At 63.5% G+C, this 24,064-nt stretch carries 23 protein-coding genes; 12 read left to right on the top strand and 11 right to left on the bottom strand.

The annotated features are described in order from the left end of the window. Positions 1-42: 42 nt before the first annotated feature. Positions 43-321 (bottom strand): flagellar protein FliT, encoded by a 279-nt coding sequence (locus RBA40_RS29290; RefSeq protein ID WP_306652075.1) that lies wholly within the window; start codon positions 319-321, stop codon positions 43-45. A gap of 112 nt (positions 322-433) precedes the next feature. Then, complete coding sequence (locus RBA40_RS29295; RefSeq protein ID WP_306652077.1) at positions 434-1,261, bottom strand: HDOD domain-containing protein; 828 nt, start codon at positions 1,259-1,261, stop codon at positions 434-436. A 211-nt stretch (positions 1,262-1,472) separates the two neighbouring features. Between RBA40_RS29295 and RBA40_RS29300 the strand changes: the two genes are divergently transcribed. The 5 genes from RBA40_RS29300 (at position 1,473) to RBA40_RS29320 (ending at position 7,622) form a co-directional block, all read left to right on the top strand. After that, positions 1,473-4,100, top strand: coding sequence for a M1 family metallopeptidase (locus RBA40_RS29300; RefSeq protein WP_306652079.1), 2,628 nt, complete (start codon positions 1,473-1,475; stop codon positions 4,098-4,100). A 20-nt stretch (positions 4,101-4,120) separates the two neighbouring features. Further along, positions 4,121-6,169, top strand: a complete 2,049-nt coding sequence (locus RBA40_RS29305) for a M13 family metallopeptidase (RefSeq protein ID WP_306652081.1) — start codon at positions 4,121-4,123, stop codon at positions 6,167-6,169. A 10-nt stretch (positions 6,170-6,179) separates the two neighbouring features. After that, positions 6,180-6,815, top strand: coding sequence for a class I SAM-dependent methyltransferase (locus tag RBA40_RS29310; RefSeq protein WP_306652083.1), 636 nt, complete (start codon positions 6,180-6,182; stop codon positions 6,813-6,815). A gap of 109 nt (positions 6,816-6,924) precedes the next feature. Then, on the top strand, positions 6,925-7,107 hold the full coding sequence (locus tag RBA40_RS29315; RefSeq protein ID WP_099874788.1) for a CsbD family protein: 183 nt from the start codon (positions 6,925-6,927) through the stop codon (positions 7,105-7,107). A 335-nt stretch (positions 7,108-7,442) separates the two neighbouring features. Beyond that, the gene (locus RBA40_RS29320) at positions 7,443-7,622 is read left to right on the top strand and encodes a CsbD family protein (RefSeq protein ID WP_054266900.1); all 180 of its coding nucleotides are present in this window, start codon (positions 7,443-7,445) and stop codon (positions 7,620-7,622) included. 69 nt (positions 7,623-7,691) lie between these two features. On the opposite strand, the gene RBA40_RS29325 is transcribed toward RBA40_RS29320, so the two are convergent. Together RBA40_RS29325 and RBA40_RS29330 are read right to left on the bottom strand one after the other, a co-directional pair. Next, positions 7,692-9,908 (bottom strand): S9 family peptidase, encoded by a 2,217-nt coding sequence (locus RBA40_RS29325; protein ID WP_306652085.1) that lies wholly within the window; start codon positions 9,906-9,908, stop codon positions 7,692-7,694. 85 nt (positions 9,909-9,993) lie between these two features. Next, positions 9,994-11,379: an MATE family efflux transporter gene (locus tag RBA40_RS29330; RefSeq protein ID WP_306652087.1), complete on the bottom strand. Its 1,386-nt coding sequence runs from the start codon at positions 11,377-11,379 to the stop codon at positions 9,994-9,996. A 169-nt stretch (positions 11,380-11,548) separates the two neighbouring features. Here RBA40_RS29330 and RBA40_RS29335 point away from each other — a divergent pair, with 169 nt between their 5' ends. Beyond that, entirely contained in the window at positions 11,549-12,439 is an 891-nt protein-coding gene (locus RBA40_RS29335; RefSeq protein ID WP_306652088.1) for a beta/gamma crystallin family protein, read from the top strand. 8 nt (positions 12,440-12,447) lie between these two features. Here RBA40_RS29335 and RBA40_RS29340 read toward each other — a convergent pair whose 3' ends face one another. Next, entirely contained in the window at positions 12,448-13,350 is a 903-nt protein-coding gene (locus RBA40_RS29340; protein WP_306652089.1) for a c-type cytochrome, read from the bottom strand. A gap of 93 nt (positions 13,351-13,443) precedes the next feature. Between RBA40_RS29340 and RBA40_RS29345 the strand changes: the two genes are divergently transcribed. From RBA40_RS29345 to RBA40_RS29365, 5 genes are all read left to right on the top strand, one after another. Next, positions 13,444-14,364 carry a DnaJ C-terminal domain-containing protein gene (locus RBA40_RS29345; protein ID WP_306652091.1) on the top strand — a complete coding sequence of 307 codons (921 nt, stop codon included), beginning with the start codon at positions 13,444-13,446 and terminating at the stop codon, positions 14,362-14,364. A gap of 3 nt (positions 14,365-14,367) precedes the next feature. Beyond that, a complete protein-coding gene (locus RBA40_RS29350; protein WP_306652093.1) occupies positions 14,368-14,697 on the top strand; it encodes a chaperone modulator CbpM in 330 nt (109 codons plus the stop codon). A gap of 246 nt (positions 14,698-14,943) precedes the next feature. After that, entirely contained in the window at positions 14,944-15,534 is a 591-nt protein-coding gene (locus RBA40_RS29355; RefSeq protein WP_306652095.1) for a type 1 glutamine amidotransferase domain-containing protein, read from the top strand. A gap of 148 nt (positions 15,535-15,682) precedes the next feature. Then, complete coding sequence (locus RBA40_RS29360) at positions 15,683-16,222, top strand: NADPH-dependent FMN reductase (protein WP_306652097.1); 540 nt, start codon at positions 15,683-15,685, stop codon at positions 16,220-16,222. Beyond that, positions 16,219-16,716, top strand: a complete 498-nt coding sequence (locus RBA40_RS29365; RefSeq protein ID WP_306652098.1) for a DUF5063 domain-containing protein — start codon at positions 16,219-16,221, stop codon at positions 16,714-16,716. The genes RBA40_RS29360 and RBA40_RS29365 overlap by 4 nt, the downstream gene beginning before the upstream one ends. Before the next feature lie 49 nt (positions 16,717-16,765). Here RBA40_RS29365 and ampC read toward each other — a convergent pair whose 3' ends face one another. The 3 genes from ampC to RBA40_RS29380 all read right to left on the bottom strand — a co-directional run bounded on the left by ampC (position 16,766) and on the right by RBA40_RS29380 (position 20,269). Continuing rightward, entirely contained in the window at positions 16,766-17,899 is a 1,134-nt protein-coding gene (gene ampC, locus RBA40_RS29370; RefSeq protein WP_374710562.1) for a class C beta-lactamase, read from the bottom strand. Between the two features lie 151 nt (positions 17,900-18,050). Continuing rightward, positions 18,051-19,889 carry a class D beta-lactamase gene (gene blaOXA, locus RBA40_RS29375; RefSeq protein WP_306652101.1) on the bottom strand — a complete coding sequence of 613 codons (1,839 nt, stop codon included), beginning with the start codon at positions 19,887-19,889 and terminating at the stop codon, positions 18,051-18,053. After that, entirely contained in the window at positions 19,886-20,269 is a 384-nt protein-coding gene (locus RBA40_RS29380) for a BlaI/MecI/CopY family transcriptional regulator (RefSeq protein ID WP_099874799.1), read from the bottom strand. The genes blaOXA and RBA40_RS29380 overlap by 4 nt, the downstream gene beginning before the upstream one ends. Before the next feature lie 434 nt (positions 20,270-20,703). Here RBA40_RS29380 and RBA40_RS29385 point away from each other — a divergent pair, with 434 nt between their 5' ends. Next, a complete protein-coding gene (locus RBA40_RS29385) occupies positions 20,704-20,925 on the top strand; it encodes a hypothetical protein (RefSeq protein ID WP_306652102.1) in 222 nt (73 codons plus the stop codon). Here the strand turns inward: RBA40_RS29385 and RBA40_RS29390 are convergent. From RBA40_RS29390 to RBA40_RS29400, 3 genes are all read right to left on the bottom strand, one after another. After that, positions 20,909-21,322 carry a hypothetical protein gene (locus tag RBA40_RS29390; RefSeq protein WP_306652103.1) on the bottom strand — a complete coding sequence of 138 codons (414 nt, stop codon included), beginning with the start codon at positions 21,320-21,322 and terminating at the stop codon, positions 20,909-20,911. The two genes, RBA40_RS29385 and RBA40_RS29390, sit on opposite strands and share 17 nt — an antisense overlap. Then, positions 21,319-22,194, bottom strand: coding sequence for an RHS repeat domain-containing protein (locus tag RBA40_RS29395; RefSeq protein ID WP_306652104.1), 876 nt, complete (start codon positions 22,192-22,194; stop codon positions 21,319-21,321). The genes RBA40_RS29390 and RBA40_RS29395 overlap by 4 nt, the downstream gene beginning before the upstream one ends. A 1,494-nt stretch (positions 22,195-23,688) precedes the next feature. Beyond that, positions 23,689-24,064, bottom strand: a 376-nt coding sequence (locus RBA40_RS29400) for a phage major capsid protein (protein ID WP_306646779.1), incomplete at its 5' end; no start/stop codon positions are given.

Raw genomic sequence — 24,064 nt, forward strand, 5'->3', positions numbered from 1 at the left:
AAAAAGCGCCCTCAGGCGCTTTCATTCACATCCGTTACCAGCTCAGTGCGTCGCGCACATCACATCCGACAACTGCCACGGCTCGGTGATCTCGCGCACGGCGCGGTCATTGGCCATGATCTGCTTGAGCAAATCGATCTTGCGCATGCGCGGAGCGCCATCCAATGCCGGCACGCCGGTCTTGGTTGCCGACGCCTGCAGCGCGCACTGCGTTTCCAGATGCGCCAGGCTGTTCCAGTCGCCTGCTTTTGCCGCAACCGCCATCTTGCCAGTCAGACCAGCAATATTTTCGTACATCGAGAGAACTTCGTTGGAGGTCATGCGCTCACCTGGCCAAAAAATTTATAAGATTACCGCGTGTCCTTCCATAACGTCGCGATGGCGCGGAACTTTAGCCCTTTTTCAAAAAAATCTGAAAATATTTTTAGCGTGCTTAATTGATAAGCTCTTCCAGCCCGCCACTGAGCTCGCCCAGCGGCGGAATCCCGGCAAACAACGCATCGGGCGGCACGCCCAGACCGGTCGCCAGCGCCGCCGTGAAACACGCTGCCAGTTCCGCATCGTTCGGCTGACGCTCTTCGTAGCGCGCGCGCAGCACGGCCAGATGAATGACCGCCGCCATCCGGTACGACGGCGACTCCGGCGTCGGATCGCCAAAGTGGCGCAAGGTCTGGTGAAACAGGTCGGGGAACTTCCAGCGTACCGCCAGTTCCGCCCCGACTTCGCTGAAATCGTAGCCGAACAGCGCTTTTTCGGCCGCGATGCGGCCATTCTCGTACGGCCCGACCGTCTGGTCGAGCTCGCGCGCCTGCTGCGCCACGCCCGCATGCATCACCAGTTGCCCGATCCCGTGCATCATCCCGATCGTGAACGCCAGGTCGGTATTGGCGCCGATCTGCTTGGCGATCCACTTGGCCGCCACCGCCGTGTGCAGGCTGTAGCGCCAGAAGCGCTTCAGGTCGAGCCCCGGCACGGTCTTGAAGCTGCCTACCAGGCCGGAACTGATCACCAGGGTACGCACCGTCACAAAACCGAGCATGCGCACCGCGTCGCCCACGTTGCCGATCCGGCGCGAGACGTGATAGTAGGCCGAGTTGGCCAGCCGCAGCAGCTTGGCGCTGAGCACCGGGTCGAGCGAGAGCTTGCGCGCGATCTCTTCGACCGCCACATCCGGGTCGTCGAAGCTGCTGATCAGTTCTGCCACCACCTTGGGCGCGGAGGGCAGGGCGTTCGGATTTTGCAGCAGGGTCTCGAGGGTCATGGTGTCTCCTGGTTGATGCGGGCTCGGGGCAGCCAGACTATATAGAGAAACATTGGGCAGCGCTACTGGAGCGCCACGGTTCCCGTTTTACGCACTCTGGCCGCCTATTGTGCAGTTTGTCGCATTTGGTGTACGTTTCGCACTGCGCTCGATTAGAGTGCAGGCTGGGAAGTCGCGCCGGTCCTGGCGCCGCCACGAAGAGAGAAAAGACATGACATTATTGAAAGCCCGACGTCTGGCCGCCGCCATCGCGCTCGCCTGTACCGCCTTTGCCGCCCACGCCGAAGCCCCGTACGCGTTCGCCACCACGCCGGGCAAGCTGCCGAAGGATATCGTGCCGGTGCAGTACGCCGCCCACCTGATCCCCGACCTGGCCGCCAATACCTTCCTCGGTTCCGAAACGGTGGAAATCGAAGTGCTTAAAACCACCTCCCTCATCATGCTCAACGCCGTCGACCTACAGATCGACGCGGCCAGCCTGTCGGGCAAGAACATTGGCTCCCTGAAACTGACGCCAAAAATCGACAAGGAACAGGAAACGCTCAGCTTCGCGCTGGCGCAGCCGCTCGAACCTGGCCGCTACAACCTGGCCCTCAAGTTCCACGGCGTGATCAACCGCGAAGCGCGCGGCATGTTCCACATGAAGTACAAGGCTGGCAGCGCGTCGCGCACCATGATCGCCACCAACATGGAGCCGACCGACACGCGCCGCATGCTGCCGACCTGGGACGAACCGGCCTTCCGCGCCGCCTTCAAGCTCACCGTCGACCTGCCGGCCAGCTTCAAGGCCTACTCCAACACCCCGCTCGAACGCCAGGAAAAACTCGACGGCGGCCTGCAGCGCTTTCACTTCGGCGTCACGCCCAAGATGTCGAGCTACCTGGTGGTGCTGGTCGCGGGCGAACTGGAACGGATCAGCGCCAGGCAGGATGGGGTGGAGATCGGCATCGTCACCACCGAAGGCAAGCAGGAATCGGCCGCCTACGCGCTGGCCGCCACCAAGGACCTGCTGCGCTACTACAACAAGTACTTCGGCCAGCCCTACCCGCTGCCCAAGCTGGACCAGATTGCCATCCCCGGCGGCTTCAACGGCGCCATGGAAAACTGGGGCGGCATCGTCTACAACGAATCGACCCTGCTGGTCGATCCTAAAAAGAGCCCCGACAGCGTGCGCCAGAACTCGTTCGGCGTCAACGCCCACGAAGTGGCGCACCAGTGGTTCGGCAACCTGGTGACCATGGGCTGGTGGGACAACCTGTGGCTCAACGAAGGCTTCGCATCGTGGATGGCGACCAAGGCCACCGACCATTTTCATCCGGAGTGGCGGGTGCAGCTGGCCGCCCTGGCCGACCGCGAAAGCGTCATGAACCTGGACGCGCGCAAGACCACGCACCCGATCCAGACCGCGGTGCTGACCGAAGCGCAGGCCGCCGATGCATTCGATGCGATCACCTACGTCAAGGGCCAGGCATTCCTGCGCATGCTGGAGGCTTATCTGGGCGAAGAGCCCTTCCGCAAAGGCATCCGCGCCTACATGGCCAAGCACCAGTATGGCAACACCACCACCGCCGACCTCTGGGCCGCGCTCGAAAAAGCCACCGGCAAACCGGTCGAAAAGCTGGCCTCCGACTGGACCACCCAGCCCGGCTTCCCGCTGCTCAAGGTCGAGCAAAGCTGCGAAAACGGCAAGCGCCGCGTGACACTGTCGCAGGAACAGTTCCGCCTCGACGAGCCGGCCCCTGAAAAACGCCTGTGGAACGTACCGGTGCAAGTGGGCACCGTGGGCGGCAAGGCCAATTACGCCTTGCTCTCGGGCGCCAGCACCACCGTAACGCAGGCGTCGTGCGATGGCACGCTGGTGATCGACCCGGCCAGCGTCGGCTACTTCCGCGTCCAGTACGACAAGGCCGGATTCGACGCGCTGGCAGGGCAGGCCGCCAAGCTGCCCGACACCACCCGACTCAAGCTGCTGGGCGACACCTGGAGCCTGGTACAGGCCGACCGCCTGCAGCTCGACAGCTACGTCAAACTGGTCTCCGCCTATGCCGACGAGCCGCGGCTGGCGGTATGGGACACCATTCTCGCCAATCTGAGCACGCTCGACACCCTGGCCGAAGGCGAACCGGAACGCGCGCTGGTGCGGCGCTATATAACCAGCCTGGCCGCGCCCAGGTTCGCGCGCCTCGGCTGGGACGACAAGCCGGGCGAATCGACCGAAGAGCGCCAGCTGCGCGCCCTGCTGGCCGGCGCGCTGGCCAAGATCGGCGACCCGGCCGTGATCGCCGAAGGGCGCGCCCGCTTCGCGCGCTTCCTGCGTGACCCGGCCAGCGTGTCGCCATCGATGATCGACTTCGTCATGCGCGTTGCCGGCCGCTACGGCGATGCCGCCACCTACGGCGCTCTCGCCACCCGCGCGGCGCAGGCCCAGACCGACGAAGAACGCAACCGCTACGCGCGCTCCATGGCCCTGGCGCGCGACCCGGCGCTGGCCCAGCGTACGCTGAAAATGACGCTCTCGCCCGACCTGCCGGCGCAGCTGACCTCCACCCTGGTACCGGCGGTGGGGCGCGCCGAACACGTCGAACTGGCGTGGGCGTTCGCCACCGCCAACCGCGACGCATTGATGAAGGACCTGGAATCGGTTGACCAGAACCGCTTTTTCCCGAGCGTGGTATCGTCCTCCTCCAAGCCGGCCCACGCGGACATGATGGAAGCCTACGTGAAGCAGAACTTCGGCCCCGATGCCCAGGTCGGAGCGCAACGCGTCGCCAATGGCATCCGCACCCGCGCCGCCCAGAAAACCCGTTTGCTGCCGCAAGTGCGCGCGGCGTTCAAATAAACACAGCATCAAGGAACGACATGAAAACCAACTGGACCCCGATCAAGACTGCCCTCAGCCTCGCCCTGTGCGGCGCCTCGCTGGCCTTTGCCCCGGCCCATGGTGCCGGCCAGGACGCCGCCCCGGCCGCCAAGGCCGTCACCGCCCCCGTGCTCCCGGGGAACGACTTTTTTGCCTACGCCAACGGCGACTGGCTCGCCAAAACCGAGATCCCGGCGGACCGCAGCAGCTGGGGCGCCTTTGCCGCCATGGCCGAAACCAGCAACGCGCGCATCGTCAAGCTGATCGACGAAGTCGCGGCCGACAAGAAGGCCAAGGGCGAGGCGCGCAAGGTCGCCGATTTCTACAGCACCTTCATGGACGAAGCGGCCATCGAAGCGAAAGGCACGGCGCCACTCAAGCCGCTGCTGGCGAAGATCGACGCCATCAAGGACAAGGCGCAGCTGGTGCGGGCGCTGGGCGCCTCGCTGCGGGCCGACGTCGACCCGCTCAACGCCACCAACTTCTTCACCGAAAACCTGTTTGGCCTGTGGGTCGCGCAGGGCCTGAACGAGCCGGCCCGCAACACCCCCTACCTGCTGCAGGGCGGCCTGGGCATGCCGGACCGCGCCTACTATCTGACCGACAGCGCGCGCATGGCCGAGCTGCGCACCAAATACAAGCAGCACATCGGCGCCATGCTCAAGCTGGCCGGCTACCCGGATGCCGACGCGCGCGCGGCCAGGGTATTCGATCTTGAAATGAAGATCGCCCAGTCGCACGCCAGCCGCGAGGACTCGGCTGACGTCCTGAAAGCGAACAACAGCTGGACCCTCAAGGACTTCGCCGCCAACGCGCCCGGCATGGACTGGGCTGCGTTCTTCAAGAGCGCCGGCCTGACCGGCGCGCAGAACTTCATCGTCTGGCATCCGGGTGCGATGAAGGGCGCCGCCGCGCTGGTCGACAGTACCGACATCGCGACCTGGAAGGACTTCCTCGCCTTCCACCAGGTGAACCACTTCGCCCCCGCCTTGCCGAAGGCCTTTGCCGACCAGCGCTTCGAGTTTTCCGGCAAAGCCATGAGCGGTACGCCGCAGCAGTCGCCGCGCTGGAAGCGCGCGCTGGCCGCCACCAACGACGCGCTCGACGAAGCGGTCGGCCGCATGTACGTGGAACGCCACTTCCCGGCCGAGAACAAGGCGCGCGTGCAGAAAATGGTCAGCAACATCATCGCCGCCTTCAGCAAGCGCATCGACCAGCTGGACTGGATGGCCCCGGCCACCCGCGCCCAGGCGCAGGAAAAGCTCAAGACCATGTACGTCGGCGTGGCCTATCCGGACCGCTGGCGCTCGTACGCGGGCCTGAAGGTCGTGCCGGGCGACGCTCTCGGCAACGCCGTGCGCGCCGAACAGTTCCACTACGCGCAGGAGATCGCGCGTCTGAAGCAAAAGGTCGACCGCACCGCCTGGGCGATGCCGCCGCAACTGGTCAACGCGGTCAACCTGCCGCTGCAAAACGCCATGAACTTTCCGGCCGCGATTCTGCAGCCGCCGTTCTTCGATCCCAAGGCGTCCGACGGCGAAAACTACGGCGCCATCGGCTCCATCATCGGCCACGAGATCAGCCACAGCTTCGACGACCAGGGCGCGCAGTTCGACGCCCAGGGACGCCTGCGCGACTGGTGGACCAAGGAAGACATGGCCCACTTCAAAGGTGCCGCCGACAAGCTGGTGGCGCAGTTCAGCGCCTACAAGCCGTTCCCCGACCTGGCCGTCAACGGCCAGCTGACGCTGAGCGAAAACCTGGCCGACCTGGCCGGCGTGGCGGCATCCTACGATGCCTACAAAGCCTCGCTGGGCCAGGCGGCGCCGGCCGACGCGGACAAGCAATTCTTCCTCGGCTATGCGCGTGCCTGGCAGACCAAGGTGCGCGAAGCGGCTGCGCGCCAGCGCATACTGACCGACGGCCACGCGCCGGCCGAATACCGCACCGCCATCGTGCGCAATCTCGAGCCGTGGTACAAGGCGTTCGACGTCAAGCCGGGCCAGGCCCTGTACCTGGCGCCGGCCGAACGCGTCAGGGTATGGTAAGAAGCGTGCCATGAGCCAGGATATCGACGACATCACGCGCCGCACCCTGGCCCACTACGACAGCACCGCCGAGCAGTTCTTCCGCGGCACGGTGGACCATGACGTCAGCCAGAACATCGCCGCGCTGCTGGGCGCCATCGAAGGCGAGGCGCCGTACACCTTGCTCGACCTGGGCTGCGGCCCGGGGCGCGACCTCAAGACCTTCAGCGAGCTTGGCCACCGCGCCATCGGCCTGGACGGTTCGGGCGAATTCGCGGCCATGGCGCGGGCCTACAGCGGCTGCGACGTGTGGCATCAGGACTTCGTGCACCTCGACCTGCCGGCCGGTCTGTTCGACGGCATCTATGCCAACGCCGTGCTGTTCCACGTTCCCAGCCGGGCGCTGCCCGAGGTGCTGCAGAAGCTGTACGCGGCGCTGAAACCGGGCGGCGTGCTGTTCAGTTCCAACCCGCGCGGCAACAACCAGGAAGGCTGGAACGGACCGCGCTACGGCAGCTACTACGATTTCGATACCTGGCAGGAATACATGATCGGGGCCAAGTTTTCCCCGCTGCATCATTACTATCGTCCGGCAGGCTTGCCGCGCGAACAGCAGCCATGGCTGGCGAGTGTCTGGCGCAAGCCGAAAGGCGAGCTTAACGGTTGAGCCGTTCGGTTAGTTAGCGAACGGAACGATGGATCGGATCGTCCTATTCTGAATCCGTCGCACAGTGCAGTGCGCCCCGCAGTTTCACTCACCATATGAGGTACCGAAAATGAACGAGGACCAAGTTAAAGGTAAAGCGAAAGACATCGGCGGCAAGATCCAGGAAGAAGTCGGCAAAGTTGTCGGCAGCAGCGAGCAGCAAGCCAAGGGCTTGTCGAAGCAGGTAGAAGGCAAAGTCCAGGAAAAATTCGGCGACGCCAAGGAAGTGCTCAAGGATCAAGGAAACCGCTGATCCAGCTCAGAAGAGCCCCACAACCGGGGTCAGAGCTCTAATTAGAAATCTTTCTAATCAGAGCTCTGACCCCGGTTCCGTTTACCGCACCAGCTCGATGGTTCTGTGCCGACAAAGAACAAAATTCGGCCCACCGCGACATCCGCGTCAAAAAAATTCTCCTAACCGGGGTTAGACTTCCGAATCGAAACATTTTTGTTGCTAGTCAGAGCTCTGACCCCGGTTAGGAAATAATTTGGCTTATGTGTGGAACCGAACTGATCAATTCTGAGCTCAGCAGTAAGATGGCTTCACTGCATCGCCAACCTGGCAATGAGCACTAAAGGAGCCTTACCATGAACAAAGATCAAGTCAACGGCAAACTGCAAGACATCGGCGGCAAAATTCAGGAAGAAGCTGGCAAACTGGTCGGTAGCACCGAGCAGCAAGCTAAGGGTCTGGAAAACCAGCTCGAAGGCAAAACCCAGGAAAAAATCGGCGACCTCAAAGAAGCCGTCAAGGATGCGACCAACTAATTGGTCCGCTCCATATGAAAACAGCCGCGCACTTCGCGGCTGTTTTTTTGGTCGGTCGCTTTGCGCTGATTACTTCGGCGCGTCGGCCAGGTTCTTCTTGAAGAACGCTTCGATCGTGCCGTACACGTGGCGCTGCCCCGGCCGCGATGAGATCCCGTGCTTGGCGCCCGGGTAGGTCATCAGGTCGAAACGCACGTTGCGATTCACCAGGCCATCGATCAGGCGCGTGGTGTTGGTGAACAGGACGTTATCGTCGGCCATGCCGTGCACCAGCAGCAGCGGCGACTTGAGCCCGTCCAGGTGCGCGAACACGCCGCTGGTCTTGTACGCGTCCGGCTGGCCCTTCGGCGTGCCGCCCACATAACGCTCGGTGTAGTGGGTGTCGTACAGCGCCCAGTCGGTCACCGGCGCGACCGAGACGCCCATCGCGATCTTGTCCGACGCTGCCCCCAGCAGGCGCAAGGTCATGTAGCCACCATAGCTCCAGCCGAACACGCCGATCCGCTTGGCGTCCACGAAACTCTGCTTGCCCAGCCAGTCGATGCCGGTCAGCTGGTCTTGGACTTCGTGCTTGCCCAGCCCATTGTAGATCGCGTCGGTGAAGGCACGCTCGCGCCGGTACGAGCCGCGGTTATCGAGGCGGAATACCACGAAGCCCTGCTGCGCCATGTACTGGTCGAAGTAGTTGCCCCATTTGCGCGAGACGTGCTGCGCGTGCGGCCCGCCGTAGGTCGACAGGTACACCGGATACTTTTTCGCGGTGCTGAAGTCCGAGGGCTTGATCAGCGAGTAGTGCAAGGTCTGGCCATCGTTGGCCTTGATGGTGCCGTACTCGGTGGCCAAATGGTCGGCCTTGTACTTGGCGTACGGGTGCTCCGCATTGAGCTCGTTCTTCTCTAACCAGCCGACCATCGAACCGTCCGGGCGGCGGATCGAAATCTGCGGCGGGGTCGATGGGTCGGAGAAGGTATCGACGAACACTTCGCCGTTGCGCGAGAACGCCGCTTCGTGCCAGCCGTCGCCCTTGGTGATGCGCACCGGCTTGTCGGCGCCGCTGCCATCGAGCGCCAGCGCGTAGGTCTGCTTGTCGATCACCGCGTCGCGGTTCGACGATACGTACACGCGGCCCGCTTTTTCGTCGACCGCCAGCACGTTGTCGATGCCCCATTCGCCGCTCGACACCGGATGCAGCAGTTTGCCATCGAGGTCGTACAGGTACAGGTGATTGCGTCCGCTGCGCTCGGACGCCCACAGGAAGGCATTGCGCTTGGACAGGAAACGCAGGTCGTCGTGGATACTGACCCAGGTTGTCGAGGTTTCGGTGAGCAGGGTGCGCTGCGCCAGGGTGGCGGCATCGACCGAAATCAGGTCGAGGCGCTTCTGGTCGCGCGACTGCAGCTGGTACACCAGCTGTTTGCTGTTGGCGCTCCAGTCGGCGCGCACCAGGTAGATGTCGCGGTTCGGACCCAGGTCGACCTTGCGCTGCGCGCCGGTGGTGGGCGAGACGATCATCAGGTCGACCAGCACGTTGGCGTCGCCCGCTGCCGGGTAGCGCTGCTCGACGACGTCGGTGCGGTCGGCGAAAATCTCGAAGCGGCGCACGACCGGCACCGGCGACTCGTCGTAGCGCTTGTAGGCGATGGCCGAATCGTCCGGTGCCCAGTAGTAGCCGGTGCGCTGGCCCATTTCTTCCTGCGCCACGAATTCGGCTTCGCCGTTGAAGATGGTGCCCGCGCCGTCGGTGGTGAGCTGCTTCTCGGCGCCCGAGACCAGGTCGATCACGTACAGGTTCTGCTTGCGGACAAAAGAGACGTAGCGGCCCTTGGGCGAAATCTTGGGATCGGCCACATTGCCCGAGGCGACCTTGCGTGCCGCCTGCGGCTTGGCCGCGTCGACCAGATACAGGTCGCCCGCGATCGGCACCAGCAGTTGCTTGCCGTCCGGCGACCAGCTGTAATTAAGGATGCCGGTCAGGCTGGCGGTGCGCGCGCGCTCGCGCCTGGCCTGTTCTTCGGGCGAGACGGTCTCGTTCGGAACTAGCAGTTTGGAGTCGACCAGGCGCTTCGAGGTCTTGTCCTTCATGTTGAATTCCCACAGATCGAGCTGGAACTGGTTGTCCTGGCGGCCGCGCAGGTAGGTGACACGGGCGCCGTCGGGCGACACGCGCAGGTTGCGCACGCCCGGTCCCGCCAGCGCCGGGTCGGCGTGGATACGGTCCAGTGTCAGGCGTTCGGCGGATGCGGGAACGCTGGACAATGCGGCGAGAAAGCAGAGAAGAAATCGCATGGATGTCTCGGGTGAGGTGGATGTGGAGAACTCAGGACGATACCAGAGTTCCGCACGCGTGGGCACCCCTCGCCGGCGCCCCGCGTCACGCCTTTGCGCGCGTGCGCGAGAGGTGGTGCAAGGACCACGTCAGCAGCACCGCGGCCACGGTCAGGCCCAGTACCAGCCCGATCCAGAAGCCGGCGGCGGCCATCGGCACCGCCGGCGACCAGGCGAACCAGGACGGCGCCAGGCCCAGTACATACCCGACCGGCATGGCAAAACCCCAGAACGCTAGCAGCTGGATCTGCATCGGCTGGCGCGTGACCTTGTAGCCGCGGATCGCGCTCGAGGTGGCAACCTGGGTGGCGTCGGACAGCTGGAACAGCGCCGCGAACAGCAGCAGGTGCGCGCACAGTTCCTGCACCGCCGGATCGGATGTGTAGGCGCGCGCGATCTCCCAGCGGAACACGGCGATCAGCGCGGCCGAGATGAGCGCAAAGGCGAGCGACATGCCCACGCCCACCCAGGCCACGAAACGCGCGCGCACCGCGTCGCCTTCGCCCAGCGCATGGCCGACGCGGGTAATGAGGCCGATGCCGAAGCTGAGCGGCACCATGAATACCAGCGACGAGAAATTGAGGGCGATCTGGCTGGCCGACACCTGCACCACGCCGAAGCGGGCGATCATCAGGCTGACCGCCCCGAAAGCGCTCACTTCGGCCAGGTAGGTCACGCCGATCGGCAGGCCAAGGCGCAGCATGGCGCCAATCTCGGGCCAGTTGGGCCATTCCCAGTGCGTGAACGGGTAGGTCTGGCGGTAGGCCGGGGCGATGCGGATCCATGCCAGCATGGCGCCCAGCATGAGCCACATGCACACACCGGTGGCCACCGCGCAGCCGACCCCGCCCAGCTTGGGCATGCCCCAGTTCCCGAACACCAGCAGCCAGTTGACGAAGACGTTGAACAGCAGCCCGAGGACGGCGATCACCATCACAGGCTTGGTCTCATTGATGCTGGTGGTGTAGCCGTACAGCGCGCGGTAGCAGGCAAAGGCCGGCATGCCGATGCTGATCGCATGCACGAACATGGCGGCGTTGGCGGCAACGTCGGGCGTGAGGCCGATGTGGTCGAACACGAGGGTCGACAGATTGGCCACCAGGCAGGCCACCAGGCCCACGCCCACGCCTTTCCAGAGCGACTGGCGCACCACGTGCGGAATGCGGCCGTACTGCGCGGCGCCGATATCGTGCGCGACCACGGTGTTAATCGCCATCATGGTACCCATCACGGTCACCAGGATGATCGACCAGACCGACGCGCCGAGCGAGACGGCGGCCAGTTCGCTGGCGCTGACGTGGCCCGTCATCGCCACATCGGCCACGCCCATGCCGACGGTGGCCAGCTGCCCGACCAGCATGGGCCAGGACAGGCGCCACAGGGCGGCGACTTCGGTGCGGACGGGCGTGGGCTTGGCGAGAATGGCGGACATGATGGACACGGTAGGAGCAAACAGGGATTTTACCGGCTAATGGCGGGCAGGGTGGGGCGCGGGTTTGCCGGGGTGCGCGTAAAGACTTGTTACACATCTCACCGCTTGCCCTCTGGCGCTGCGGCCGCGCGGTCGTCACAATCGGTCATTGCACATCAAGGATCGCCCCATGCTGAAGTCTCCCTTTAAAATCGCGCTGCTGCTCGGCGCCACCATCTTTTCTCATGCCGTCGCCAGTGCCGGTGAACTGACCCTGTTCTCGCGCGATGGTTTCGACGGCCGCGAGATGACCCTGCGCGCCCCCACGTCCAACCTGGTCGAAAGCGGATTCAATGATCGGGCGTCGAGCATGATCGTGCGTTCCGGGCGCTGGGAGGTGTGCGAGCACGTCGGCTTCGAGGGCCGCTGCGTGGTCTTCGAGCAGGGCGAGTATCCGACGCTGGAGCGCTTCAACGACCGCATTTCATCGGTGCGCGAAATCATGCCGGAGCGCGGGCATGGCGGCGGGCGCCATCATGGCGGCCGGCGCGGCATGATCTCGCTGTTCGCCGACCGTGGCCTGGAAGGTGATGCCAAGCGCCTGCGGCGCGATGCCGACGATTTCGCCGAGATCGGTTTCAACGACAGCGCGCGCAGCGCCCAGATCATGGAAGGCACCTGGCAGTTGTGCAGCGACGCGGGCTACCGCGGCACCTGCCGCATCTTCGCGCCGGGCCGTTACGAGGACCTGGGACGCGGATTGCGCGGGCACGTCTCGTCGGCGCGCATGGTCGATGCCGAGGGCGGGGGAGGGGCTGGGGGCGGGCAGCGCGATGGCGATGTGGAGCTGTTTTCATCCATCGGCTTTTCCGGCGAGCGCCTGGTGCTGCGCGAAGACACGCGCGACCTGACCGACTTCGGTTTTAACGACCGCGCCGACGCGCTCATCGTGCATCGGGGCGAGTGGGAGTTCTGCAAGCATGCCGATTTCGGCGGACGCTGCGTGACTTTCGGCCCCGGCCGTTACGAGCGTCTGGGGCCGATGGGCAACCTGATTTCATCGGTGCGCCGCATCCGCTAAGAACGCGCTCAGCGCTGTCCGCCGGCGCGCGGCGGCAGGCTTTGAAGGTAAGCATGCAGGGCGCGCATGTCGACCTCGTTCATCTCGCCCAGCGCCGCGAACGGCATTACAGGACTGATGGTGCTGCCGTCGGGCCGGCGCCCGCTGCGCAGCATCGCGATAAAACTGTCGGGCGTGCGGTAGCGGGTCATGGCGCTGTCATAGCCAGGCGTCAGGTTGGCCGGGGCGGGCCAGGTCGACGGCGTGCCGGGAATGCGCCCGCCCGTCAGATTCTCGCCGTGGCAGCCGATGCAGCTGTACGCAACGTAGGCCCCGTGTTCGATCGTCACGGCCGGCACGGGCGCCGGCGCCGGCGCCGCCGCATGGTCGATGGTTTCGGCGGCGTCGCGCACCGCGCCGAAGGCGTACATGACCTTTACCGCCACCGGCAGGCGCACATCTGCCGCCTGCCCGGACACGGGCGCCAGCTGGCGCGCGTAGGCGATGATGGCGCCCATGTCGGCGTCGCCGAGCAGGCTGTAGTCCTCGCTCGGCATGATCAGCAGCGGCCGCCCATCGGGCTTGACGCCATGGCGCAGGGTGTGTACCCAGTCGGGCGTGCGGTAGCGCGTGATGGCGCTGTTGGCGCCGGCCGTGATGTTGGGCGAGACGATGCGCGTCGTTCCGTAATCGATGACGGCGGCGCCGCTGCCATCGCGCCCGTGGCAGGTAGCGCAGCCGCGCGTGTTGAACAGGTAGCGTCCGTGCGCGATGCTGGCCGCGTCCTCGGGCAGGGTAATGTCGGCCACCTTGACCGCGATCCTGCGCGCCATCTTGCGCTCGCCGAGCCAGAGGCCGGCGAGCACCGTCACTGCAGCCGCCAAGCCCAGCGCCAGCATGGCAAGGCCGATCCCTTTCACCCACCCGTTCATGGCGTTTCTCCTTCAAAAATAGGGCTGGCAAGCGTGCGCTGCGTCCGCCGGCCGCGTTGTAGGATGATTAAAACCGATCCTGGAGCGCCATTCGTGGAATACAAGGACTATTACAAGACCCTCGGCATCGACAAAGGCGCTTCCGCGGAGGACGTCAAAAAGGCGTACCGCAAGCTGGTGCGTAAATACCATCCGGACGTGAGCAAGGCGCCCGACGCCGACCACAAGACCAAGGAAGTGAACGAGGCGTACGGCGTGCTGGGCGACGCCGACAAGCGCGCCGCCTACGATGCGCTGGGCCGCACCCGGCGTGCGGGGGAGCCATTTCAGCCGCCGCCCGACTGGGGTTCGGGCTTCGATGGCGGCGCGGCCGGCTCGAACGACTTCTTTTCCGATCTGTTTGCCCATGTCGGCCGCCGCGCCCGCCCCGGCGGGCAAAGCTTCCAGATGCGCGGCGACGATATTCACGCGGCCATCACCATCGACCTGTCCGATGCATACCACGGCTCGACCCGCGCCGTGACGCTGCGCGTGCCCGAGCACGACGCGCAAGGCCGGGTGGTGACGCGCGAGCGCGTCGTCAATGTCAAGATTCCCAAGGGCGTGCTGCCCGGCCAGCAATTGCGCCTGGCGGGCCAGGGCCATCCCGGCAGCGGCGGCGCCGGTCCGGGCGACCTGTTCCTTGAAATCCAGTTTCATCCCGACCCGCGCTACCGGGTCGAAGGGCGCCATGTGTACGCCAGCGTGCCGGTCACCCCGTGGGAAGCCGCGCTCGGCGCCAGCATCGGCGTGCCCACCCCGTCCGGACAGGTCGAGGTGGCCGTGCCGCCCGGCTCGCAAACGGGGCGCAAGCTGCGCCTCAAGGGTCGCGGCATTCCGGGCACTCCGGCGGGCGACCTGTATCTCATTCTCGAGGTCGTCCTGCCGCCGGCAAATACCGACAAGGCACGCGAGCTGTACCGCGCAATGGCACGCGAGCTGGCCTTCAATCCGCGCGCGCAGGCGGGGGCATAGGCCATGGCCGACATCGATATCGTGGGAGTGCTGCTCGACGACGTGGCGCTCGACCTGCACGAGCTGGCGCGCGCCTGTGGCGTCGAGCCCGACTGGGTGGTGCGGCACGTGGGTGACGGCTTGCTTGGCGCCGACGAGATCATGGCGCGCGGCCTGGACGACGATGCGCGTGCGCAATGGCGTTTTCGCAGCGCCGACCTGCAGCGCGCGCGGCGGCTGCTGCGCCTGGAGCGCGATCTCGATGCCAACGAGGAAATCGCCGCGCTTGTGCTCGACCTGGCCGACGAGGTGAGCCGTCTGCGCACGCGCCTGCGGGTGCTCGGCGCGCTGTGAGCGCAGGGCGGGCCGCCTGCTGCATCCGGTGAACATCAGCCGTCTCCTGGCGATTCGATGTAGTGACTATGCTACCGGTCGGCCTGCTTCGTTTGATGCACAACAAGCCTGCTGGGTCGAGGCGGCGCGCACCGTCTGCCGCGCCCGCTTTCACGGTAGCGCGCAAGGCGGGCGACACGTTGGCGCAATGGCTCCTACAATCCTCCTTTAATATTGACGAATACTTAATAGTGCAAAGGAGTTCACATGGAGCAAAACAATGGCCAGGCCCTCAAGGGCAAACGCGTGGCGGTCCTGATGACCGATGGCGTCGAGCAAATCGAGTACACCTCGCCGCGCAGTTTCCTGCAAGAGCACGGCGCCACGGTGACGCTGATCTCGCCCAAGGCCAAGGGTGACAGGGTGCAGGGTTTCAATCATGCGGACAAGGGCGACAGTTTCGCGGTGGACATGCACATCGGCGCAGCCTCGCCACGCGACTTCGATGCGCTGCTGTTGCCGGGTGGCGTGTCCAATCCCGACGCCTTGCGCCTCGACACGGCCTCGATCGATTTCATTCGCGCGTTCGGCGCCGAGGACAAGCCGATTGCCGCCATCTGCCACGGCCCCTGGACCCTGATCGACGCCGGCATCGCCAAGGCAAAACACATGACCAGCTGGCCGAGCCTGCAGAACGACCTGCGCAACGCCGGCGCCGAGTGGAGCGATGAGGAAGTGGTGATCGACGGCCGCCTCATCACCAGCCGCAAGCCGGACGATTTGCCCGCGTTTAACCAGGCCCTGCTGAAGCTGCTGTCGATCGACCCCGCCACCGCGGACCGGGGTCCGTCTTCATAAGCCCATGCGGCAAAGCCGTTGACGGAAACAGCGGCTTGGCGGCTTGCCGGCGGCGCTTGGCGGAGCCGCCCGCCAGCTGAAATGCGTTTCACGGTTTTGTCGCTTGCGCTCTGTTACGATGGGGTTTATTCATGAATTGCACCCACGTATGAAGACGTTGATCGCCCTTTCAGGCAGCCTGCGGCGGGACTCGGCCAATACCGCGCTGTTGCGCGCCGCGATTGCGCTGGCGCCACCCGGCGTGCGGATTGTGCTGTACGAGGGTACGGACAGGCTGCCTTTCTTCAATCCCGATATCGAGGCCGATCCGCCGCCGGCCGCGCGCGAACTGCGCGCCTTGCTGAGCGCGGCCGACGGCATCATCGTGGCCAGCCCGGAGTATGCGCACGGCGTACCGGGTGCCTTTAAAAATATGCTGGACTGGCTGGTGGGCTGCGCCGAGTTGAGCAGCAAACCGGTTGCCCTGATCAATACCTCGGCGCGGGCGGTGCACGCGCAAGCGGCGCTGGCCGAGATCCTTGCGACCATGGGGTGGCGTGTGATTGACGCGGCGTCGCCGGTGATCGCGGTGGCCAACAGGGGATTCGATCAGGCACACATGGCGGCCGACCCGGCGCTGGCCGGGCCGCTGCTCGCTGCCATCGAGGCGCTGGCGCAGGCCAGCGTGGAGCCTGGCCTGCCATCATGAATCAGGACGCGATGGGCACCATCACACCGTTCACGGAATCGGTGCGCGCTTTTTGCCGCTGGGCCGAAGGTGATTTGCTGCCGGGCGATGTCCAGATGGCAGTTGCCCGCCGCCATTTGGCGCGTTTGTATGCGCAGGCACTGGATTTGCCGCAGCGCGATTGCGATTGGGGCGATGAGGCGGCGAAGGTATCGCACAAGGCGTGGAGCGCGATGTTCAAGCGCTTTGGCGCGCTTCCGGTCAACTACTACTCGGAGAGCACCGCTCCGCTCGACGTTTCCTGCGGCGAGACCATGCTCGGCGATCTTGCCGATGATCTGGCGGACATATGGCGCGATCTGAAGCACGGTCTCAACCTGCTCGATGGCGGCAATGCCGATGCGGCCGTGTTTCACTGGCGCGAGCACTTCATCATCCATTGGGGCAGCCACGCCGCCAGCGCCTTGAATGTGTTGCAGTACTGGGAACAGCGGCAACCCCGTACGTGGGCGTGATCCACGCCCTGTTCGGGCGTGGTCGCGGCAGCATTCGGCCGGCGCTTGTTTATGGCGCGAGTTGTTTCAGAATCGCATGGCCCGCTTTAATACGTGCCGGAATCGGATAGCTTTTGTTTGCCAGGATCACGACCCCGATTTTCTTTCCCGGCACGAAGGCCACGTAGTTGCCGAATCCGCCCGTCGAACCGGTCTTGTTAAACAGCATCTTGTCGGATGCTGCGGGCCGCCCTGTGAGCCGCTTTGCCCCATTCGGCTCCATGATCATCGTATACGCGTTGCCTGCCTCCAGACGCTGCAAGGCGACGGGGTAGGGATACTGCTCCCACCCGAGCCCTTGTACCATCGCGCCGACCTTGAAGTAGCCGACCTGGGTGCCGTTTACCGCGCGCCGCATTGGCTCATCGAGCCGCTGCGGATCGATGTTCGCTTCCACGAAACGCAGCATGTCGGCCGCTGTCGAGCGTACGCCATACGCTTGCGCGGCGAATACGCCGAGGTTCATGCGGCGCGGTTTGTTGTCCTCGTCGTAGCCCCACGCATAATTTGGCATGGCACTGTCGGGCACGCGGATGTAGCTGCTTTTCAGGCCAAGGTGGGGGAACAGTTGCTGCTCCATCGCGTCGGCAAAATCGCTCTTGAGCGCCAGTGCCGTGAGATGCCCGAACAGGCCGAGGCTGGGGTTGGAATAGCGGCGTTGCGCGCCCGGCGCGGCTTGCGGTTTCCATTGCCGGAAATAGTCGATCTTCGTGGCTTCCGTGACCGCCTCCGGAAACTGCAGCGGAAACCCGCCCCCCGTGTAGGTGCCGAGATTGAGCACGCTCACCTTGTCGATCGGACTGCCTTTCAGCTCCGGCATGTACTTGCCGGGATGGTCGTCCAGCGACAGCTTGCCGAGCACCTGCGCATACGAGGCCAGCGTTGCAGTGAGCACTTTGCTGATGGAGCCCAGTTCGAACAGGGTGGCTTCGCTGACGGGCGTGTTGTCCTCGACCGAGGCCAGGCCGTAGTTGAAGACATAGGGCTTGCCGTCGACCGTCACGGCCACCGCCATGCCCGGCACCTTGTATTCGGCCATGATAGGGCCGATGGCTTTGTCGACGATGGCGCGGATGTGCGCGTCGTTGTTGGCAGCGTGGCTGCTGAGGGGAGCGAAACAGGACGCCACGAGGGTGGCGGTGATGCAACTGACGAATTTTGGAAAGAGGTTCAACACGATGTTCCTTTTTTGATGGAGGGATGCAAACGGGTGCAACGATCCACCCCCGCTCTTTTGCAGGAGCGGGGTGGCGTGGTTTTCTTTTATTACTGGATTTTGTTTGGAGGCGGCGCGCTTACAGCGTGTCCAGCCGCGTTCGCAAGTCGCGCAGGAACGCTTCCTTGACCCGGCCGCCGGCAAAGCCTTCTTGCCTGCGCTCCAGCGCCATGCGGGCGAACACGATCGTGCGCTCTCCCTTGCTTGCCCAGCCGACGTACCAGCCGTACTGGTGCGCCGGGTCGTCCCGCCCATCGGGCAGAACGGGTGAGGCCGTGCCTGTTTTTCCGTGGATTTTCCAGCCGTTGTCCAGCGTCTCCGGCTGCATGATGCGCAACGTCATGTCATACGCCTTGGGCGCCAGCGGCAACTGGCGGTTGACCACCTTGCGCAGGAATGTCACCTGTTCGGCCGGCGATATTTTCAGCGATGAGCTGACCCATGACAGGGCCAGGCCGTTGCCCTTGTCCGGGTCGCCGGAGACATCCTGGTTGCCGTAATTGAAGCTGTTGACGTAACCCTGGAACCGCGCGGCGCCAAGCTGGGACGTGACTTGCTGCGCGAACCACAGTACCGAATGCGTGAACCAGCTGGTCGGGTCGGTCGCCGTGCGCCATGCCGGGTTCCAGTGGACGTACTCCTTGCGAAATGGCATGCGCGGCGCGTGTTCGTCTTCCAGGATGCCGCTGTCGTAGCCCATCAGGCTGACGGCGATATTGAATGTCGACGCCGGCGTGATGCGCTCGTCGCACTGGCCTTCACGGACCAGGCGCTTGCCGCTGGCGGCGTCGGCCAGTTCGGTGCAGCTGACGGCGTTTGTGGATGCGGTAGGGCTGGCGGGCGAGGGTGTTTGTGCCGCAGGCTCTGGCGATGGCGATGCGGAATCGCCGCGCCATGCCAGTGTCGGCTGGAGCGCGAGGCTGCCTATCAGGACGCTTGCCAGGGCAGCGAACGCGGCAAGGCGTGTCCAGCGGCCGTGCGACATGGCGCCCGGCTCGCGGATCAGGGCGATCCTGCCGGCGAGCGTACGCGCGCTGACGGCGCCGAAGGCCAGTGCGTTCGTTGCCGGCGAACGCTGCATTTTCAGTTGCGCCACCAGCGCTGCCGCATAGGCTTTGCGCTGCGTGGCCGGACGGCCGCTGAGCACATCGCGGTCGCAGCCCAGTTCCAGCGCCCACGACAGGTTGGCGCGCAGCAGCCGCATGAAGGGGTTGAACCAGAGCAGTGTTTGCAGCAGGACGCTGGCGCTGATCCAATGCAGGTCATGGCGCCTCAGGTGCGTCAGTTCGTGTTCCACCATCATTTGCTGTTGGGCCGTCTCGAAGCGGCGCAGGTGTACGGGCAGCAGCAGGCGGGGCTTGAAGAGGCCGAACAGCATCGGCGAGATCGGCGCGTCGACTTCGATCACCCTCGGGGCGAGGGGCAGCTTGTCGATAAAGCCGTCGTGCTGTTGCGGGGCGCGCAGGTGGCCTCCGCTCGCGACCAGGCTGTTGAGGATGCGCCGCGCTTGCAGCAGTCGGACAATCGCGTAGCCAAGGCCGAGCAGGTAGCACAGCAGCCACGCTTGCGCGCCCAGGGCCAGCCAGGAAGGCCCGGCAGTCTCCGCGCTTTGGGGGCTGGGCGCGCTGGCGGCGCTGCTGGCCGCAAGGCTGTTGTCCGGCGTGGCGACGTGCGCTTGCGCCACGCTCTCGATTTCGATGGGCGGCACCAGCCGCAGGCGTTCGCTGTGCGGCAGCAAAATCACCAGGAAGGCTGCCACGATCGTGATCTGGCCGAGCAGCCAGACCGAGCGCTGCGAGGCGACCGCGGGGAGGGCGCGCCGGCACAGCGCCATCGCGGCCCATACGGCCAGTCCGGCGCCAATGCAGCCGCCGCTGGCCAGCAGAAACCGGAACATCAGCAGTTCGGTCGGATTCATTTGGCGCCGCCATCGTTGTCCGGCCAGTCCTGCAGCAGTTGTTCCAGTTGCGCCAGTTCGGTGTCATCGACCAGCTTGCTGCCGGTGAACATATTGACCGGAAACGGGGTGGCCATTTCCATGACGCGGGTACCGAAGTCGTGCGCGAACGTTGCCAGGGTGCCGACTTTTTCGAGGGCGGCTTCGTATACTTGCACGCCGTGCAGGGTGGCTTGGCGCACCGAGCCCTTCTCCAGCATGCGTTCCAGGGTTTTGCGCGTCGACGAGTATGACCAGCCGAGTTCGTCCTCGATCTGCTGATGGATTTCGCGCGCGCTGAGCGGCTGCTGTCGCCACAGCGCCTTGAGGATGATGAGTTCGGAAATTGAGGGGATTGCCATGGAATGCTCTCGGTGCGACGGGTGCCACCATTATGCGACAGCTGTCGCATAAGCGTCAACATGGATTTGGATGGTCGTGCTGAACCGGTGGCGAATAACGATTGATTGGGCGAATCACTGGCGTGCGGTGACAGTCGTCTGACTGTCGGGGCCGGCACGACGCGGGATGTGCCGGGTCGCGACGGTCGCGTGCGCGGGGATTCGCGAATCGGGGGGGATAGGCGCCAGTGGCTGCTTCTTGGAGCGATTTCCCTTTGGCCGGGGTATCGGACGACTGCGCCAGCAAGCCCAGGTCGTTTCGTGGATGCCGTGCATGCTCCTGATCGTTGGGTAATCGCGCGAACATCTTCAACGACTCGGCAATGCTATTTTGCGCCATCGTCGCATGGCGTTGCGCTCGCTTCCGATTTCTGCCGCATCCTCGCGGGGTGCCTGTGAGCGACGAAGCCGGGCCGCCGATACTGGAAATGCACCGGATCGACGGCCCGGACAAGTGGCCCATGCAGATGATCAGCGCCGATCTGCTGGCGCACTACCGGCGCTGCGAGGCCGAGCTGGCCGTGCTCAAGGCGGCTGCACGGCGAGCGGCCGAGGTTGGATCGAATCTCGCTGCCGCCCTTGACGTGGCGCAAGCTGGCATTACTCGGTCGATGTGACCAGTTCCGAGAGAATGCCTTTCAGTCTGCCAATATCCGCTTTAATCGATTTGCTCGGAACCTCGTATTTAGCGGCCTCGATCTTTTTCGCCAGCACCTCTTCCATTTTCTGTTTAGCTGGATGATATAAATATGCTAATTCTCCCCATGCCATAAAGCCGTACACCCGTCTGTACATTTCAGATGGAAGGATGTCTGGAAGCGGATTATCATGAAGCCAAACTAGCGTGTCCAACGCCTGTTCATACTTGCCATTCACAATTAGATCACACGCACTCATATACGCCTCTCTCAATTTTTGCAAATGCAACTCTTGATCCATACCCACCCCCTGCTCGTGGAAACGTTTTTGACCGCACCAAGGGGTATTAGTTCCCCCGGTCGTAATTTTGCTCACGGATCTTCACGGCCCCATGTGTCCAACCATCGAAAATCGCCCGAGTAACAACTTTCAGCACATCTTTTATAGAATAATGTAGCGTCTATCCTGCATTTCTCTAGACTCGGTTTGTTAGCCCTTGTTACAGTGCAAAGATAATCAATCTGCATAGCGGTCGGCACACATAAATCCCTTATGCATTTCTCGGGGTCCTTAGACCATTCTTCCCAACTCTTGGCTGGCCCAATTGGCCCCTTCCCGCCACCCCCACCGCCGCCGCTTCCGCCGCCTGACGGAATGCGACGAGGCCCACCACCAGACCATCCGCCGCCGCCTCCACCGCCTCCGGGCGCTTCGACAACGCATGGAATCGGACTTTTCTCCACGCAAATTGGATCGGCGTCGCCGGAATGCTGTCGATCGATAAGAACCGATATCCCTTTCTCAAGTGCGAAAGCAGCTGCGATTTCTTTGTCTTTTGTATTCGAAATTGCCGCCTTTTTCTTAAAAATAATCTTCTGGCCCGTACCATTTTCTAAAATCGATTGGATGTTCCCGTTTTCGTCATAAATAGCAGTAATGGCGCGGCCATCAGAAAATGAGATTCCTTGGACGCGGCCATCGCGGTCGTAAAGATACGTACCCACAGTTCCGTCCGGCCTTGTAACAGACAGAGTTTTCCCGTTCACGACCACATATTTTCTTTGTAGAGCCAGCTGAATAGCTAGCTTAGCAATCGTCGAATCGATTGCTTTTTGTTCTGGTGACACCTGCGCCTTGGTTGTGGTAAGTGTTTTGGTTTCAACAGGGCTGCCCGCGAGTGCTTCAGCACTTGCCAGACTAAATGCAAACAACCTGGAAATAATTTTCAACGTCAATTGCCTGTTCATATCAATCCTCCATTTATCTCCTTATGCTCCATCCCGACCATTACATTAATGAGCACGGATTTTCATCCTATTTAAACGAGATAAACGAAGCCTGTTCCGGATCAAAAGAATTCGGCGAACTTGTGCTACGCCGCGCGGTCAATTCGGATGGTTGAGACGTGCGGTGGGATGATGTTGCGCGCACACGAAGACGAAGCGCGCACCGGTGAACTCCCTTTGATATACTGTGCATCTATCCAGTAGTTTTGTGGTCTGCCATGCCTCTCAACCCACCATTGACCCTTGCGCAACTTGACCCCATCGCCGTGCGCAAAGACCAGGCCGATATCTCGGCGCTGCTGTGGGCGATCAAGCGACTGCCTATCCAGATGCTGCGCGTCGATCAGGCGCAGGACGGCACGGCGGGCGGTGGCGGCATATCGGGGATGTCCTACGTGGCGAGCTCGACCTCGAGCGCCAGGCATGCTCGATTACTTCCCGATTCGGCCCCCGGCCCGACGTGGCTTCGATTCCAAGCGCCATCTTGCGCTAAGGAAAAAACCGCCCGCTGGGCGGTTTTTTTGCATACGCCGGTGGAGGAGAAAGGCAAGAAATCGCTGGGGCGATTTCCCTTTAGTCAGGGAATCGGAGAGCCTTGCGCTTGCAAGCGCAAGTCGCTTCGTGAGCGCCGGGCATGCCCGGCGAAACCCTCACTACGCCCCGCGTCCCGCGGCTTCGATTCCCGCCGCCCGATAGCGCAAGCGAAAAAAAACCGCCCAGTGGGCGGTTTTTTAGGATGCTATGGTGGAGGCGGCGTCTACCGAATCGCACCTATGCCGTCTATGAAAATGCGCAAGGTGTTACCCCCAAAGTTACCCCCGGTGGAACGGCGCTACTCATGTATTGAACTTTGGGCCACTGCTTGCCGCCAGGGTCAGCATTTGAAATGCTACCCTTTCGCTCTCCCTCGCGTACGCGCGCGCGCACAACGCTGCTGGTTGCCGGCCAGGGGATCGAGAACCCCGATCCGGGGGCCTGGCGTTTTGTGGGTTAGCGTTAAATTCGAGGGAGAGCGCGGTCCTGTGCGGGCGATGTGCCCGAGGTTTTGCCCCGCCCTGGGGGCGCTGAGGCTATGTCAAAAACCGTTTTTCTATCTTGACCGTGTGAAAAAATGGGTAGAGCGCGGTCCTGTTCTGCGTGGCCGTGCAGAGTTTCGATGCCCCCACTCTGGGTCTGATTCTGGCGGCAGGTGCCGTTCCAGAAAAATATTCTCAATTCGCGGTTGTGCGCATCGAGGGTCGGAGCGGTCCTGTGTGGGTGACCTTCCGCCAGTCTCGACGGGCCTCCCCCTGGCAAGGGGTGGATTCCAAGTCTGATCCTCTGCGCACCTGGCGCCAGACGCAAAAAGGCCCAGCGTGTGAGGCTGGGCCAGTCCTGCATCAGCCGCAAGGATGACGTCTGCAGGTCTCATGGTTTGTCGTGCCGGCCACTCATGAGTTACGCCGTGCTGTGTCGTTATGGGAGGAACACGCCCTTGATCAGCACTTCCGGACGGTTGACGGTCAGAGCCAAACGCTCTTCGGCCAGGATCGCCAGCAGGTTGCGGGTGAAGTAGTCCGCATGTTGGGTAGCGATTTCGACAGTGGCCTGCTGCCGGTCGTACAGCCGTGCAGCGCGGGCGAAGTCCCCTACCATGAACTCTGTCTCCCCCATCACGTCGGTGACCACTACAGGCACACGCCACACGCTGGCGCGGCCGTTGTCATCGGTCACGTTGTACGAGAACTGGTAGCGGCCTTCCTTATCCTTGTCCAGCTCAAGGCGCTCCAGGCCGATCGGATTGATGACGATGCCAGTGGCCACGCCGCGCGCCAGTTGCACCTGGGTGATG

It is taken from the genome of Massilia pseudoviolaceinigra, assembly GCF_030846505.1.
Taxonomy (GTDB): Bacteria; Pseudomonadota; Gammaproteobacteria; order Burkholderiales; family Burkholderiaceae_D; genus Telluria_A; species Telluria_A violaceinigra.